The organism is Lysobacter enzymogenes (assembly GCF_023617245.1).
GTDB lineage: Bacteria > Pseudomonadota > Gammaproteobacteria > Xanthomonadales > Xanthomonadaceae > Lysobacter > Lysobacter yananisis.
The window spans coordinates 1,783,307-1,800,803 of the sequence record NZ_CP067396.1; the positions used below are offsets into that span (position 1 = coordinate 1,783,307).

Annotated in this window: 3 protein-coding genes (1 of these 3 only partly in view); all 3 read right to left on the reverse strand. The window is 70.6% G+C overall.

Going from position 1 to position 17,497, the window contains the following annotated elements:
- Nucleotides 1-14,255, reverse strand: partial view of a non-ribosomal peptide synthase/polyketide synthase gene (locus JHW41_RS07490; protein WP_250449505.1) — the 5' portion only. Its footprint begins 13,600 nt before the window's first position; only the first 14,255 of its 27,855 coding nucleotides appear in the window; the start codon lies at nucleotides 14,253-14,255; its stop codon lies off the left edge, out of view.
- A gap of 126 nt (nucleotides 14,256-14,381) precedes the next feature.
- Entirely contained in the window at nucleotides 14,382-15,347 is a 966-nt protein-coding gene (locus JHW41_RS07495) for a TauD/TfdA family dioxygenase (RefSeq protein ID WP_250449506.1), read from the reverse strand.
- A 201-nt stretch (nucleotides 15,348-15,548) separates the two neighbouring features.
- Nucleotides 15,549-17,288: an ABC transporter ATP-binding protein gene (locus JHW41_RS07500; protein ID WP_206744963.1), complete on the reverse strand. Its 1,740-nt coding sequence runs from the start codon at nucleotides 17,286-17,288 to the stop codon at nucleotides 15,549-15,551.
- Nucleotides 17,289-17,497: the final 209 nt, after the last annotated feature.

The following is a 17,497-nucleotide window of genomic DNA, read 5'->3' on the forward strand; positions in this document are numbered from 1 at the left end:
AGCACGTCGGCCACGGCGGCGTCGAACGCGGCGCGGTCCAGGCGGCCGCGCAGGCGCAGCGGCATGGACAGGTTGTAGGCCGCGCCGGCGCCTTCGCGCGCGCTGTCGTGGCCGGATTGGCGCTCGAACTGCTGGATGAACCACAGCCGGCGCTGCGCATAGGACAGCGGCAGCCGCGGCGGCCGCGCCTGCGGGCGCAGCGGCGGCCGCGCGCTGTGCGCGCCGGGCATCGCCTGCGCCAAGGCTTCGACGGTCGGCGCTTCGAACAATGCGCGCAGCGGCAGTTCCACCGCCAGTTCGGCGCGGATGCGGCTGACCAGGCGGGTGGCGAGCAGCGAATGGCCGCCGAGGGCGAAGAAGTGGTCGTCGATGCCGACCTGTTCCATTCCCAACACTTCGGCGAACAACGCGCACAGCAGCGCTTCGCGCGCGTCGCGCGGGCCGCGGCCGGCGCCGGCGGCGAATTCGGGCGCCGGCAGGGCCTTGCGGTCGAGCTTGCCGTTGGGCGTCAGCGGCAGCGCGTCGAGCGCCACCACCGCCGCGGGCAGCATGTAGTCGGGCAGGTGCGCGGCCAGCCGCCGGCGCAGCGCGGCCGCATCGACGGTTTCTGCGCTGGCGACGTATGCCACCAGTTGCTTATGGCCCGGCGCGTCTTCGCGCAGCAGCACCGCGTTGCGCGGATAGCCCGTCTGCGCGAGTACGGCTTCGATCTCGCCGAGCTCGATGCGGAAACCGCGCAGCTTGACCTGGCTGTCGACCCGGCCCAGGCAATCCAGGCGGCCGTCGGCGCGGAAGCGGGCGAGGTCGCCGGTGCGGTACATGCGCGCGCCGGGCTCGAACGGATGGGCGACGAAGCGCTCGGCGGTCAGCGCGGCGCGTTCGTGATAGCCGCGCGCCAGGCCGTCGCCGGCGAGGTACAGCTCGCCGGCGACGCCCGCCGGCACCGGCTGCAGATGCGCGTCGAGCACGTAGACGCGGGTGTTGTCGAGCGGGCGGCCGATGCCGACGGGCGCGCCGTGCTCGACCCGGTCGAGCAGCGACCACACCGTGGTTTCGGTGGGGCCGTAGACGTTCCACAGCGCGCCGGCGTCGGCGCTGAGATAGTCGGCGAGATCCGGCGGCAGCGCCTCGCCGCCGCAGAGCAGGCGCATCGACGCGCGCGCGCGCCAGCCGTGGCTGCGCAGCATCTGCCAGGTGGCGGGCGTGGCCTGGATCAGCTGCGGCGACGCCTGTTCGATCTGCGCGGCCAGGCGCTGCGCGTCGCCGGCGGTCTCGCGGTCGAGCAGGCGCACGCAACCGCCCACCCACAGCGGCAGGTACAGTTCCAGGCCGGCGATGTCGAACGAGATCGGCGTCAGCGCGAGCAGGCGCTCGCCCGCGGCCATACCCGGGCTGCGCGCCATCGAGCGCAGGAAATTGGCCAGCGCGCGTTGCTCGACGGTCACGCCCTTGGGGCGGCCGGTCGAGCCGGAGGTGTAGATGGTGTATGCGGCGCCGCGGCCGTGGATCGGCGCGAAACCGGCGTCGTCGCCAGGGTTGTGCGCGGGCGCGCGCTCGATCGCCGCGCGGGTTTGCGGATCGTCGAGCAGCACAGCGCCGGCGCGCGGGCCGACGATGGCCGCGGTCGCGGCGTCGGCGATCACCGCCGCCGGCTTGGCGTCGTCGAGCATGTAGGCGATGCGCTCGGCCGGATAGTCCGGGTCCACCGGCACATAGGCGGCCCCGCTCTTCAGCACGGCGAGCAGGGCGATCGGCAGCTCGGCCGAACGCGGCAACGCGATCGCCACGCGGTCGCCGGCGCCGATGCCGCGCGCGCCGAGCACGTGCGCGAGCCGGTTGGCGGCGGCGTTGAGTGCGGCGTAGTCGAGTCGGCCGCCCGCATGCTCCAGGGCGATGGCGTGCGGCGTCGCCGCGGCCTGCCGCTCGAAGCGCTGCGGCAGCAGTTCGTCCGCGGCGACGTCCGGGCCGCGGCTCCAGTCGCCGAGCAAGCGCGCGCGCTCGCTGTCGGCCAGCACCGGCAGTTCGGACAGACGCAGTCGCGGATCGGCGGCGACCGCGTCGAGCACGCGCTGCAGGCGCTCGGCCAGCCGTTCGATGGTGGCGGCGTCGAACAGGTCGCTGGCGTATTCCAGCCGGCCGAACAAGCCGGCGGCACCGCCGTCGCCATGGCGGTGTTCGGTCCAGTCGAAGCTGAGGTCGAACTTGGCGTTTTCCAGCTGCAGCGGTTGCGCGCCGACTTCCAGCCCGTCCCAGGCCGGCAACTGCGCGTCCTGGGTCTGCAAGGCCATCAGCACCTGGAACAAGGGGTGATGCGACAGCGAACGGGTCGGCTTGATCGCATCGACCAATTGCTCGAACGGCAGGTCCTGGTGCTCGTAGGCGCCCAGATCGGTATCGCGCACGCGCGCCAGCAGGGTCTGGAAACTCGGATTGCCCGAGGTGTCGGTGCGCAGCACCAGGGTGTTGAGGAACACGCCGATCAGCTCGTCGAGGCCGTCCTCGCCGCGTCCCACGATGGGACTGCCGAGCACGATGTCCTCGCCCGCGCCGAGGCGGCTGAGCAGCGCCGCCACCGCCGCCTGCAGCAGCATGAACAAGCTGGCCTGCTGGGCGCCGGCGCGGTCCAGCAGCCGCTGATGCAACTCGGCCGGGACATGGAAGCCGACGCTGCCGCCGCGGTAGCTCACCTTGGCCGGACGCGGCCGGTCGGTGGGCAGGGTCATCTGTTCGGGCAGATCGGCCAGCTGGCGCTTCCAGTAGTCCAATTGGCGCGCGCCGCGGCTGTGCGGGTCCTGGACATCGCCGAGCAGCTGGCGTTGCCACAGGCTGTAATCGGCGTACTGCAACGGCAGCGGCGCCCACGCCGGGGCCCGGCCGGCGCGGCGCGCGGCATAGGCCTGCGCGAGGTCGCGCGCCAGCGGCCGCATCGATACCGCGTCGGCGACGATGTGGTGCAGCAACAACGACAGCACATGCTCGCCCGCGCCGAGGTCGAACAGATCCACGCGCAGCGGCAGCTCGCGGCCCAGGTCGAAGGCATGGCCGGCGGCGCGCAGCAGGTCGTCGGCCAGACGCGCGTCGTCGCTGGCGTGCAGCGTCAGCGGCACTTCGGCCTGCTGCGGCGGCAGGATCCGCTGCAGCGGTCGCTCGCTGTCGGGGAAGATCGTGCGCAGGCTTTCGTGGCGCGCGGCCAGATCGCCGAGCGCGGCGCGCAGGGCGGCGACGTCGAGTTCGCCGCGCAGGCGCAGCGCGACGGTGACGTTGTAAGTGGAGCTGGCGCCTTCGAGCTTGTGCAGGAACCACAGGCGCTGCTGCGCGTACGACAGCGGCAGGTCGTCGGGCCGCGTTTGCGGACGCAGCGCCGGACGCGGCGCCTGCGCCGGCTCCAGCCGCTGCGCCAGTTGCGCCACGGTGGGGGCTTCGAACAGGTGCCGGATCGGCAGTTCCACCTGCAGGCGCGAGCGCAACATGCCGGTCAAGCGGATCGCCAGCAGCGAGTGTCCGCCGAGTTCGAAGAAGTTCTCGTCGATGCCGACCCGGTCGCGGCCCAGCAGCTGCGCGAACAGCTGACACAGCAGCTCCTCGCGCGGATTGCGTGGCGGATTCAGCGCGCGGGCGCTCTGGGCGGGCGCTGGCAGGGCCTTGCGGTCGAGCTTGCCGTTGGCGTTGAGCGGCAGCGCGTCCAGGGCGACGAACGCGGCCGGCAGCATGTAGTCGGGCAGGCGCTGGCCGAGCTGCGCGCGCAGCGGCGCGACGTCGAGTTCGGGCGCGACCACGTAGGCCACCAGCTGCGCCAGACCGTTGCCGTCCTCGCGCGCCACCACCACGTTCTGGGCGAAGCCGGCCAGCGCCAGCGCGGCCTCGATCTCGCCCAACTCGATGCGCAGGCCGCGGATCTTGACCTGATGGTCGGTGCGGCCGAGGTAGTCGAGCTGGCCGTCGGCGCGCCAGCGCGCCAGGTCGCCGGTGCGGTACATGCGCTGGCCCGGCGCGAACGGGTTGGCGATGAAGCGTTCGGCGGTCAGGCCGGGGCGATGCAGATAGCCGCGCGCCAAACCGGTACCGGCGAGGTACAACTCGCCCGGCACGCCCTGCGGCACCGGCCGCAGCGCCGCGTCGAGCACATAGGTCTGGGTGTTCCAGATCGGCGCGCCGATCGGCACCGCGCTGCCGGCGGTTTCGTCGCGGCAGGTCCAGGCGGTGACGTCGATGGCGGCTTCGGTCGGCCCGTACAGGTTGTGCAGCGGGCGGTCGAGGGTTTGGCGCAGGCGTTCGCGCAAGGCGCCGGACAGGGCTTCGCCGCTACAGACGATGCGGCGCAAGCTCGTGCAGGTCGCGGCGGCCGGATCGTGCAGGAAAGCTTCCAGCATCGACGGCACGAAGTGCAGGGTGGTGACGCCGTGCTGGTTGATGACGTCGGCGAGATAGGCCGGATCGCGATGGCCGCCGGGGCGCGCCATCACCAGACGCGCGCCGTACAGCAGCGGCCAGAAGAACTCCCACACCGATACGTCGAAGCTGAAAGGCGTCTTTTGCAGGACCACGTCGTCGTCGCGCAACGCGTAGGCGTGCTGCATCCAGGCGAGGCGATTGACGAGGGCTTCGTGGGTGTTCGGCGCGCCCTTGGGCTTGCCGGTGGAACCGGAGGTGTAGATCACATAGGCCGGGTGCAGCGGTGCGAGCGTGCCGCGCCATTGGCCGTCCTGCGCGTCGTCGCCGAGCTCACCGTGCAAGCAAGCCTGCAGCTGCGCATCGTCGAGTTGCCAACGCGGTACCGTCGTCGCTGGCAGGGCGATGTCGCTGCGCGTGATCAATCGCAGCGGCTGCGCGTCGTCGAGCATGAACGCCAGCCGGTCGGCGGGGTAATCGGTATCCAAGGGCAGATACGCGGCGCCGGCCTTGAGCACGGCGAGCAGGGCGACGACCAGTTCGGCCGAACGCGGCAGGGCGATGGCGACGATGCTTTCCGGGCCCGCGCCGTGTGCGATCAAGCGCTGCGCGAGGCGATTGGCGCGGGCGTTGAGTTCGGCGTAGCTGAGCTGGGCGTCGTCGCCGACCACGGCGAGCGCGTGCGGAGTCAGCGCCGCCTGTCGTTCGAACAACTCCGGAATCGTCGCGGCCGCGAGCGGTCGCGTGGTGTCGTTCCACTCGCCGAGCACCTGTCGGCGCGCCGGGGCATCGAGCAAATCCAGCCGGCCCACGCGCAGCTGCATATCGCCGGCGAAGGCTTCCAGGATGCGCTCGTAGCACTGTTCGATGCGCTCGACCTGCGCGTCGTCGAACAGGTCCGGACGGTAGCTGATGCGCAGGTGCAGGCGTTCGCCCGGCACCAGCAGCAGGCCGAGCGGATAGTGCGACATGTCGCCGCCGCGGCCGCCTTCGGCCAGGCGCACGCGCAGGGAACCGGGCTCGTCGTTGTCGAGGAAGCGCCGGTCCTGGGCCTCGAGCTGGTAGTTCTCGAACACCAGCAAGGTATCGAACAAGGCCTGCTGGCCCAACTCGGCCAACAGTTCGGTCAGGCCGAGGTGATGCGCGCCGAGCAGGCGCGACTGGCCGTCCTGCAAGTCGTCGAGCAGCGCGCCCAATGTCTGCGCGGGGGCGATGCGCAGGCGCAGCGGCAGGGTGTTGACGAACAGACCGACCATGCGGTCCATGCCGGCCAGTTCCGGCGGGCGGCCGGAGACGGTGATACCGAAGCAGACGTCCTGCTGGCCGGTGGCTTGCGCCAGCAACAGCGCCCAGGCACCTTGCAGCAAGGTGTTGATGGTCAGGCCGCGGCGGCGCGCCTGCGCTTCCAGCCGGGCGGTGAGTTCGGGCGAGAAATCGCGCCGGCGCGTGCGCGGCACGACCGGCTGCGCGGCGGCTTGCGGCGCGATCAGGCAAGGCTCGCCGAAGCCCTGCAGCGCTTCGCGCCACGCGGCGAGCGCGGCCGCTCGATCCTGCGCCGCGATCCAGCGCAGGTAGTCGGCATACGGCGCGACCGCGGGCAGGGACGAGGCATCGGCGCGCGCGTGGTACAGGTTGAACAACTCCTGCAGCAACACCGGTACCGACCAGCCGTCGAGCAGGATGTGGTGATGGGTGAAGACCAGACGGTGGTCGTTCTCGTCCAGGCGCACCAGGCTGAAACGCAGCAGTTGCGCCTGCGCCGGATCGACCGGCCGCGCCAGGTCTTCGCGCAGGAAGTCGTGCAGCGCCTGTTCGCGCCGGTGCGCGGGCACGGCGCCCAGATCGCGGCGTTGCCAGCACAGCGACGGCGTGCGCGGCAACAGCTGCAGCGGCGGCTGCGCATCGAGCTGGACGAAGGCCGCGTCCAGGTGCGGATAGCGCGACAAGACCTCGCCCGCCGCGCGCTCCAGCGCGCCGGCGTCGAGCGGGCCGTCCAGCGCGAACACCATCTGCACCAGATAGGCGTCGGCTGCGTCTTTGTCGTACAGAGCATGGAACAACATGCCCTGCTGCAACGGCGCCAGCGGCAGGATGTCGGCCAACGGCCGCGCCGCTTCGAGCGTGGCGATGGCGTCCTGGTCCAGGGTCAGCAACGACAGCTCCGACGGAATCAGGCCGGCGGCATCGCCGCGCGCGGAATCCGCGATCAGCGCCTGCAGGCAATCGAACCACGCCTGGCCCAAGGCCCGGATGTCGTCGGCCGCGAACAGCTCGCCGGCATAGGACCATGCCGCGATGAGTTCGGCGCCGTCGGCGCGGTCGAGCACGATGGCGTCGAGCGCGATCGCATGGCCGAGCGGGCGGCGCGGATCGTCGCCGCCGCCGAACTGTTCCTCCTCGCCGTGCGCGGCGGCGAAGCGGCCCAGATAATTGAACGCCAACTGCGCCGCGGACGCGGCGCCGAGCGCAGCGTCGCCGGCGAGGTGGCGCAGCACGCCGTAGCCGAGGCCGCGGTCGGGGATTGCGCGCAGCTGTTGCTTGACCCGGCGCAACGCGCGGCCGAGCCCGGCCTCGCCGTCGCTCAGGCGGGCAAGGTCGATCTGGCCCGGATCGAGCGCGACCGGGTACAGGCTGGTGAACCAACCGACCGTGCGCGACAGGTCGACGTCGTCGAATACGTCCTCGCGGCCGTGGCCTTCGACTTCGAAGCGCACCGCCGATCCGGCCTGCGCGTCGCGGTTGCGGCGCCATCCGGCCACGGCCAACGCGAACGCGGTCAGCAGCACGTCGTTGACGGTGGCGCGGTAGGCCGCCGGGACTTCGCCGAGCAAGCGGACCACCGCGTCGCCGGCCAGGCGCAGGCGCAGCTCGCGCCGCGTGGCCACGGTGTCGCGGCCGGGGTCCAGCGGCCGCGTGGCGAGCGCCGGGTCGGGCGTGGCGGCGATATCGCGCCACAAGGCGAGTTCGCCGTTGCGCCGCCCCGCATCGGCGTCTTGCTGCAGCAGTCCGGCCCAGCGCCGCAGCGAGGTGCCGACCGCGTCGAGCGTCGGCGTCCGGCCTTTCAGCGCGGCGTCCCACGCCTGCTGCAGATCGGGCAGCAGGATGCGCCAGGACACGCCGTCGACGGCGAGGTGGTGAACGACCAGGCACAGACGGCCAGGACGGTCCGCGCCGCGGTCGCCCCAGATCGCCTGCACCAGCTTGCCTTGGTGAGGATCGAGCCGGATCGGCGCGTCGGCTGCGGCGTGTTCGAAGTTATCGCGGCTGATGTCGGCGTCGTCGAGCGCGATGCGGGTCAGGCACGACGCGGCATCGACCGTGCCGGCGGCGGCGATCGAGGCATGGTGCCGACCGTCGTGCGCGATCAGGCGCAAGCGCAGCGCATCGTGGCGGTCCAACAGCGCCTGCAGCGCGGCGAGCATCGCCGCTTCGGTCATGCCGGCGGGCACCTCGATCCGCTGCGACTGATGCAAGCGCGCGAGTGGGCCGCCCTGGGCGACGAACCCGCGCATGATCGGCAGCAAGGGCAGGTCGCCGAGCGCCTGGTCGGCGGTCTGCGCCGGCGCCGCCGGCTGCGTCGCGAGCTCGCGCGCGGCGACTTCCGCCGCCAGCGCCTCGACTCGGGGATGCTTGAAGATGTCGCGCGGCGCCAGCGCGATGCCGCGCTTGCGCGCGCCGGCGACCAGCCGGATCGCGCGGATGCTGTCGCCGCCCAGTTCGAAGAAACTGTCGTCGATGCCGACCCGGTCGAGCCCGAGCGCGTCGGCGAACAATTCGCACAGCAACGCTTCGCCCGGGTTGCGCGGCCCGCGCAGGCTGCCGCTGTGGAAGTCCGGCGCCGGCAGCGCCTTGCGGTCGAGTTTGCCGTTGCCGGTCAGCGGCAACGCGTCCAGCGCCACGAACGCGGCCGGCACCATGTAGCCGGGCAGGCGCGCGCCGAGCTGTTGCTGCAGCGCGGCGCTGTCGATCTCGGCGGCGACAAGGTAGGCCACCAGTTGCTTCTGCCCGGACTGGTCCTCGCGCACGATCACCGCATTGCCGGCGAAGCCGAGCTGGGCCAGCGCCGCTTCGATCTCGCCCAGTTCGATGCGATAGCCGCGGATCTTCACCTGCTGGTCGATGCGGCCGAGGTACTCGAGTTCGCCGTCCGCGCGCCAGCGCGCCAGGTCGCCGGAGCGGTACATGCGCTGGCCGGGCGCGAACGGATTGGCGACGAAGCGCTCGGCGGTCAGGCCGGGGCGGTGCAGGTAGCCGCGCGCGAGGCCGTCGCCGGCGATGTACAGCTCGCCGGCGGCGCCGACGACCTGCGGTTGCAGGTTCGCGTCGAGCACGTACAGCTGGGTGTTCCAGATCGGGCGGCCGATGGCGACGCCGCCGGCCGGGTCTTCGTCCCCGCGCGCCCGATAGACGCAACAGCCGACAGTGGCCTCGGTCGGGCCGTATTCGTTGAGCAGGCGGACTTGCGGATGATGCTGTTGCCAATAAGCCAGATCGGCCTGCATCAGGGCTTCGCCGCCGAGCAGCAACGCGCGCGCCGGCGCCGGCGCGCCGGCTTCGAGGTTGGCGTTGAGCAGCTTGAGATGCGCGGGGGTGAGTTTCAGCAGCTCGTAGCCGCCCGCGGGCAATTCGGCGGTGAGTCGGGCGAAGTCGCCGTCGAGCGCGGCCAGGGTCAGCGGCTGGCCGGCCAGCAGCGGGCCGAACAACACGGTGACGCTGCCGTCGAACGCGGCCGACAGCGTGGTGGCCGAGCCGTTGCCGTCGCCGTTGAAGTAGGCGTGGCCGCTCCAGGCGAAATAGTGCGCGGCGGAGCGGTGCGAGACCATCACGCCCTTGGGCTTGCCGGTCGAGCCGGAGGTGTAGATCACATAGGCCGGATGCAGCAGTTCCAGCGCGCGCGAACGGTCGGCGTCGCTCGGGTCGTCGCTGCGGCTTTGCGCGAGGCGGTCCTGCAGTTCGGCCGTATCCAGCGCGCACAGCGGCGCGTTCGCCGCGAACAGGTGCGCGGACGCGCTGTGGACGATCACCCGCACCGGCCGCGCGTCGTCGAGCACCACCGCCAGACGCTCCGGCGGATTGCCGAGGTCGAGCGGCAAGTAGGCGGCGCCGGCCTTGACCACGGCCAGCAGGGCGACGATCAGGTCGAGCGACGGCGGCAACGCGACCGCAACCACCGATTCCGGGCCCGCACCGTCGGCGATCAGCAGGTGCGCCAGGCGGTTGGCGCGTCGGTTGAGTTCGGCGAAGTCGAGCCGTTGCGCGCCGCAGATCGCCGCGACCGCCGTCGGCGTGCGCGCGACCTGGGCCTCGAACAGCGCCGGCAGGGTGGCCGCGTCGAAGGGCTGCGCGGTGTCGTTCCACTCCTGCAGCAGGCGCCGGCGTTCGCCGGCGTCCATCAGTTCGATGGCCTCGATCGGTTGGCCGGCGTCGGCGACGACCGCGCGCAGCATGCGTTCGAGACGCTGGGCGAACGACTGCGCCGTGGCTGCGTCGAACAGATCGGTGGCGTATTCGACGAAGCCGCGCAGCCCGGCCGGGCGGCCGTCGGCGTGCTCGTGTTCGGCCAGTTCGAAGCTCAGGTCGAACTTCGCCGTCGGCATGTCGAACAGTTGTTCGCTGCTGCGCAGCCCCGGCAGTTCCAGGCGGTGGCCTTGCGCTTTCTGCAAGACCAGCATCACCTGGTAGAGCGGATGGTGCGAGAGCGAGCGCTGCGGGCTCAGCGCGTCGACCACTTGCTCGAACGGCAGCGCCTGGTGCTCGTACGCGGCGAGGTCGGTCGCGCGCACCCGCGCAAGCAATTCGTCGAAACGCGGATTGCCCGAGGTGTCGGCGCGCAGCACCAGCGAGTTGAGGAACAGGCCGACCAGCCCGTCCAGGGCCGGATCGGCGCGGCCGGCGACCGAGCTGCCGATCGGGATGTCGGTGCCTGCGCCCAGCCGGGTCAGCAGGGCCGCCAGCGCCGCGTGCAGCACCATGAACAAGGTGCAGTCGTGCCGCTGCGCGAGCGCCAGCAGACGGGTGTGCAATTCGCCGTCGAGGTTCCACAGCAGGTGCTGGCCGCGATAGCTGATCTCGGCGGGACGCGGGCGATCGTAGGGCAGGCTCAGCTGTTCGGGCAGATCGGCCAGGGCCTGCCGCCAATACGCCATTTCGCGCGCGTGCGCGCTGTCCGGGTCGTGCGGATCGCCGATCGCGGCGCGTTGCCACTGGGTGTAGTCCGCGTACTGCACCGGCAGCGCCTGCCAGTGCGGAGCGCGCTGCTGCAACCGCGCGGCGTAGGCGTCGGAGAGATCGCCGGTCAGCGGCGCCAGCGATGCGCCGTCGCAGGCGATATGGTGCAGCAACAACAGCAGCACGTGCCGTTCGGCGCCGAGCCGGAATACGGTGGCGCGCAGCGGCAGTTCGCGGCTGAGGTCGAAGGGGCGCATCACCGCGGCGTCGAGCGCGGGCTGCAGCTCCGTTTCGGCGACTTCGACCAGCGCGAGCTCGACTTCGGCCTGCGCCAGCACCTGCTGGCAGGCGCGATCGGTCGCCGGGAAAACGGTGCGCAGGCTTTCGTGGCGCTGGACCAGGTCGTTCAGCGCCGCCTGCAGGGCGGGGACCTGCAACGGGCCGTCGAGGCGCGCGGTCAACGGAATGTGGTAGGTCGCGCTGGGCCCTTGCAGCCGGTGCATGAACCACAGCGTGCGCTGCGCGTGCGAGAGTTCCAGCCGCTCCGGCCGCGGCAACGGCCGCAGCGGCGGACGTTCGCCGCGGGCCGCGCGCAATCGTGGCGCCAATGCGGCCGGCGTACGTGCTTCGAACACGTCGCCGATCGACACCTCGGCGCCCAGCGTCGCGCGGATCGCGCCGATCAGGCGCAGCGCCAGCAGCGAATGTCCGCCGAGTTCGAAGAAATTGTCGTCGGCGCCGATCTCTTCCAATCCCAGGGTCTGGGCGAACAGCGCTGTCAGCGCGGCCTCTTCGGGCGTGGCCGGCGCGCGCCGCGCGCCGACGGCGAAGGTCGGCGCGGGCAGGGCCTTGCGGTCGAGTTTTCCGTTGGCGTTGAGCGGCAGCGCGTCCAGGGCGACGAACGCGGCCGGCAGCATGTAGTCGGGCAGGCGCTGGCCGAGCTGCGCGCGCAGCGGCGCGACGTCGAGTTCGGGCGCGACCACGTAGGCCACGAGCTGCGCCAGACCGTTGCCGTCCTCGCGCGCCACCACCACGTTCTGGGCGAAGCCGGCCAGCGCCAGCGCGGCCTCGATCTCGCCCAACTCGATGCGCAGGCCGCGGATCTTGACCTGATGGTCGGTGCGGCCGAGGTAGTCGAGCTGACCGTCGGCGCGCCAGCGCGCCAGGTCGCCGGTGCGGTACATGCGCTGGCCCGGCGCGAACGGGTTGGCGATGAAGCGTTCGGCGGTCAGGCCGGGGCGACGCAGATAGCCTCGCGCCAGGCCGGTGCCGGCGAGGTACAACTCGCCCGGCACGCCCTGCGGTACCGGCCGCAACGCCGCGTCGAGCACGTAAGTCTGGGTGTTCCAGATCGGCGCGCCGATCGGCACCGCGCTGCCGGCGGTCTCGTCGCGGCAGGTCCAGGCGGTGACGTCGATGGCGGCTTCGGTCGGCCCGTAGAGGTTGTGCAGCGGCCGGTCGAGGGTTTGGCGCAGGCGTTCGCGCAAGGCACCGGACAGGGCTTCGCCGCTGCAGACGATGCGGCGCAAGCTCGTGCAAGTCGCGGCCGCCGGATCGTGCAGGAAGGCTTCCAGCATCGACGGCACGAAGTGCAGGGTGGTGACGCCGTGGCGATTGATCGCTTCGGCGAGATAGGCCGGATCGCGATGGCCGCCGGGGCGCGCCATCACCAGGCGCGCGCCGTACAGCAGCGGCCAGAAGAACTCCCACACCGATACGTCGAAGCTGAAGGGCGTCTTTTGCAGGACCACGTCGTCGTCGCGCAACGCGTAGGCGTGTTGCATCCAGGCGAGGCGGTTGACCAAGGCTTCGTGGGTGTTCGGCGCGCCCTTGGGCTTGCCGGTGGAGCCGGAGGTGTAGATCACATAGGCTGGGTGCAGCGGCGCGAGCGTGCCGCGCCATTGGCCGTCCTGCGCGTCGTCGTCGCCCGGCTCTTCGCCGGACTCACCGAGCAGGCAAGCCTGCAACTCCGCATCATCGAGTTGCCAACGCGGCACCGTCGTCGCCGGCAGCGCGATATCGCTGCGCGTGATCAATCGCAGCGGCTGGGCGTCTTCGAGCATGAACGCCAGCCGGTCGGCGGGGTAATCGGTATCCAACGGCAAATACGCGGCGCCGGCCTTGAGCACGGCGAGCAGGGCGACGACGAGTTCGGCCGAACGCGGCAGGGCGATGGCGACGATGCTTTCGGGGCCCGCGCCGTGTGCGATCAAGCGCTGCGCGAGGCGATTGGCGCGGGCGTTGAGTTCGGCGTAGCTGAGCTGGGCGTCGTCGCCTACCACGGCGAGCGCGTGCGGAGTCAGCGCCGCCTGTCGTTCGAACAACTCCGGAATCGTCGCGGCCGCAAGCGGTTGCGCGGTGTCGTTCCACTCGCCGAGCACTTGCCGGCGTTCGTCGGCGTCCAGCAGCTCGATCTCGGCCAGCGGCCGCGACGGCTGCGCCAGCGCGCGTTCGACGAACAGCAGCAGGCGCGAGGCGTGACGGGCGATGTCTTCGTCGCTGTACGACTCGTCGTTGCCGTCGACGTTCAGCACGCAACTGGCCTGGCCCGGCTCGCCCTGCAGGGTGACCGAGAAATCGTGGACCAGTCCGTTGGACAGCGAGTGCAGCGTCGCCGGATGGCCGTCGAGCGCGCATTCGTAATCGAACGGCATGATGTTGATGCGTGGCCCGAACGCGCTGGCCGGGGCCGCGCGCATGTGCTGGATGTCCTTGCCGCGGAAGTGCTGGTGCTTGAGCACGCGCAGGATTTCGCGGCCGCAGCGCGCGGCCAGCCCGGCCAGGGATTCGTCCGCCTGCAGGCCCAGGCGCACCGGCAATACATTCGCGGTGGTGCCCGGCACATGGCGCAGCTGCTTGGCGCGCGCGGCCACCGGGAAATCGAAGGTGTCGACCTTGCCGCCGCTGATCCGGTACAGGTAGGCCGCGACCGCGGCGGTCATCAGTTGCGGCCACTTGCTGTCGCGGGTCTGCGCCGCCATCAGCGCGGCGGCCAGCGATGGCGGAATCGGCAGCGAGCAGCGCCGGAACGTGCTGGTGCGGGCGAGCGGGCGGCCGCTCAGCGCGGTGGTTTCGGGCAGATTGCGCGCGTAGTCGCGCCAGAACGCCTGATCGCGCCGGCAGCGGTCGGACTCGCGGTAGTCGCGGTCGTCGTCCAACAGGGCGGAAATGCCGCCGAGGCCGCTGGCCGGAACCTCTTCGCCGCGGCACAGCGCGGTGTAGATCTGCGCGACGCGGACGATGTCCAGCGACGAGCCCGCGCCGTCCAGAACGATGTGGTGGTAGCGCTTGTACCACAGATAGCGTTCTTCGCCGAGCTTGAACACGATGTAGTCGAACAGCCGCGACGAACGCAGGTCGAACACCCGCCGCATGTCGGCGCGCATCGCCGACAGCGCGGCCTGGAAAGGCTGTTCGTGCGCGGACAGGTCCACCGTCTCGAACGGCAGGGCGGGCGCTTCGCCGATGCATTGCAGCGGCCCGTCCGGGCCGTCGAGGAAACGCAGGTGCAGCGCGTCGGTTTCGGCGACGAAACGGCGCAGCGCCTGCTCGAACCGGACGAGGTCCAGCGGTCCGCCGATATCGAGGTAGCCGCAGCTGTGGTAGAGCCAGTTGTCGGCATCGAGTGCCTGGGCGAACCACATTTCCGACTGCGCCGACGACAGAGGGCGCAAACCGCGTTGCGTTTCTTTATTCATGATTGCACCGATTGCAGCGCGGCATGACGGGGATGCGCCGGCAAGCCCGCCCAGCCTCGAACGAAGTCGTGCGCCGGCCGCTCGGCCAGGACGGGGCCGGCGAACGTTCGCACCGCGGATCAGCGGCTAGTCCGGCAGGTGGCCGGAATAGGGGTTGCTGAGGGTGACGGCGATTTTTCGCGGGCCGCTGAACGTGCGCCGCCCGTGCGCGAACTGCATGTTGTCCAGCAGCAGCACGTCGCCGCGTTGCCACGCGACGTCGTAGGCCTTCCGGTTCAGGCCGTCGCGCACGGCCTGGAGGACGTCGGCGGGAATGTCGCTGCCGTCGCCGAAGAACGACTGCCGCGGCAGTTGATCGGCGCCGAACATGTCGATCATCGATTGCGCCGTGTCCTCGCCCAGGGACGAGACATGGAACAGGTGCGCCTGGTTGAAGAACAGCTTTTCGCCGGTGACCGGATGGGTGGCCACGCCCTGGCAGACTTGGCCGGTGCGCAGGGTTTCCTCGTCGAGCCACTCGTGCTCGATGCCGGCGCTGTCGCAGAACCGCGCCACCTCGGCCTTGTCGTCGGTTTGGAACACCGTTTCCCACGGCAGGTCGACATAGGGACGGTAGTGGCGCACGTACTTGACTTGGCGATGTTCGAACTCGTCCATCAGCCCGGCGCCGATCGCCTGGGTGGCCTCGCGCATGGACGCGATCGGGGTGGCGCCGCCGACGTCGGCCGGGGTCAGGCAGCAGAACGCCACCAGCATCGGCCAGTCGCGCTGGTAGGCGTTTTCGCAATGCAGGGGGATTTCCTGCGATTGCGGGAATTCGGTCGCGGTGAACACGCCGCCGCCCAGCGACGTGCGCGGGGTCGAGCGATAGGTGTAGTTGAGCCGCGCGTTGCCGATCTGGTCGGCGACCGCGCCGAACTTCTCCACGCTGTCGACCGCGAATCCGCGGAACAGCAGGGCGCCGTGTTCGAGCAAGTCGTCTTTGATCTCGCTCGCGCGCTCGGCCAGCAGCGCGGCGAGATCGCAATGGGCATGGGCGGGCGTGACCAGCACAGGAGCGGGCACGTCGCCGTCCAGCCGCTTTCTATTCATGTCCATATGCCTACCGGAAGTAAGTGAAGATTTCGAGGAAAAAGCGGCCACTCGACGCGGCCCTCGCGGGAGGGGCGTCTGGCTCTGGTCTGTATGCGGACCGCGTTTCAGCTGCGGCGCGCGAGGCGTCGCGACGGCGCGCGGTCCTGTGGGGGCGGGCGAAAAGGCGCGTGGATCATCGAAGGAATCGGAGCCCGGGGCTCAGCCGGCCTCCATCGGTTCGGCCTCGACCGGTTGCTGGAACTGGCGCTGCACCAGGCGCGCGTAATAGGGATGGCTGGCGAGCAGTTCGCCGTGGTTGCCGATGCCGGAGATGCGGCCGGCTTCGAGGAAGCAGATGCGCTGCGCGTGGATCACCGTGGACAGGCGGTGGGCGACGATGATGTTGGTGCGCCCGCGCATCAGCGCTTCCAGCGCCAGCCGCACCTGGTGCTCGGTCTCGCTGTCGAGGTTGGAGGTGGCCTCGTCGAGGATCAACAGGTCCGGATCGCGCAGGAACATGCGCGCGATGGCGATGCGCTGGCGCTGGCCGCCGGACAGGTTGTTGCCCTGTTCGATCAGCACGGTGTCCAGGCCCTGCGGCATGCGTTCGATGAAGTCCAGCGCGCCGGCGCGTTCGGCCGCCGAGCGCACCTGGGCGTCGGTGAACTCGCCGGACAGGCCGTAGGCGATGTTGTCGCGCACGCTGCCGGGCATGACCGGCGCGCTCTGCGCCACGTAGCCGATGCCGCCGCGCCACTGCTGCAGCGGGTAATCGGCGATCGGTCGGCCGTCGTAGAGGATTTGGCCAGAACTGGGTTCGTAGAAGCGCTCGATCAGCGACAGGATCGTGGTCTTGCCGCTGCCGCTGGCGCCGACCAGGGCGGTGGTGGTGCCCGGTTCGAACACCAGGTCGATGCCGTTGAGTACGGTGGTGTCGCGGCCGGCGTAGGCGAAGGAGACGTTGCGGAACTCCAGCACGCCGCCGGGGCTGTGCGGCGCGGGTTGGGCGCTGGTTTTTTTCTCTTCCTCGGCTTCGTCGAAGATCGCCGCGATCCGCACCGAGGCGCCCTTGGCTTTCTGCAATTCTGCGGTGAAATTGGTCAGCTGCGCCAACGGATTGACCACGTTGAAGATGTACAGGATGAAGGCGGTGAGCGTGCCGACGCTGATCTCGCCGGCCGCGACGCGCGCGGCGCCGTAGACCAGGATGATGATGATCGCCATGGTCATCGCCAGGCTCATCACCGGTTCCAGCGCCACGTTCACGCGCGCGGTCTTCAGTCCCAGGCGCTTGAGGTCTTCGATCTCCGCCACGCTGCGCCGGCGCTCCTGCGCTTCGGCGGTGAACGCCTTGACCAGGCGGATTTCCTGGAAGATGTGGGTGAGGATGCCGCTGATCCGGGCGACGCGGTCCTGGGTGCGGCGCGAGAGTCCGTCGAGCAGGAACGCGATCGGGATCATCACCGCGAAGGCGGCGACGACCGAGCCGAGCAGGGTGAGGGTCAGCGGCACGTCCAGCAGCAGCAGGACCACGACCGACCCGGCCAGCAGCAGCACGCCGGTGACCAGGTTGACGGTCTGCTTGGTGATCAGCTCGGAAATCGCTTCGCAATCGCGGATCACGCGGCTGACGCGCTCGCCGCTGCTTTCCTTGTCGAAGGACGCGACCGGCAGCCGCAGCAGCTTCTCGACCAGGGCGGCGCGCAGTTCCGCCACCACCTGGTAGCCGATGCGCGCGAGCATGTAGGCCGACAGCGCGCCCGCGGCGGCGCCGCCGACCAGCGCCGCGGCCACCAGCAGCACTTGCTGCAGTTCGATGCCGCCGCCGTCGAAGCGGTCGATCAGGTGCTTGGTCTGGATCGGGAACCACAGCGAACCGGCGACCGACGCCAGCGCGGCGAGCAGGGCGACGGACGACGCCGCAACCGATGGCCGCCCGCGGCGGATCAGTCGCCACAAATGATTCCGGGTTGTCTGCTGTTCGCTCACTGTTTGGCCTTGATCGCGGAACGCGGCGAAAGTAGCAAGGCCACGCAATATCGATTGTGTTGCGATGCACGTATTGCGGTAAACGCGATCCAAATGCCGTTGTACGGATACGAACGCGATGCGAATGCGTCATGCGGATGACGCGGGAACGACGCGTGCGTGGCCGCCGCATTTCACGG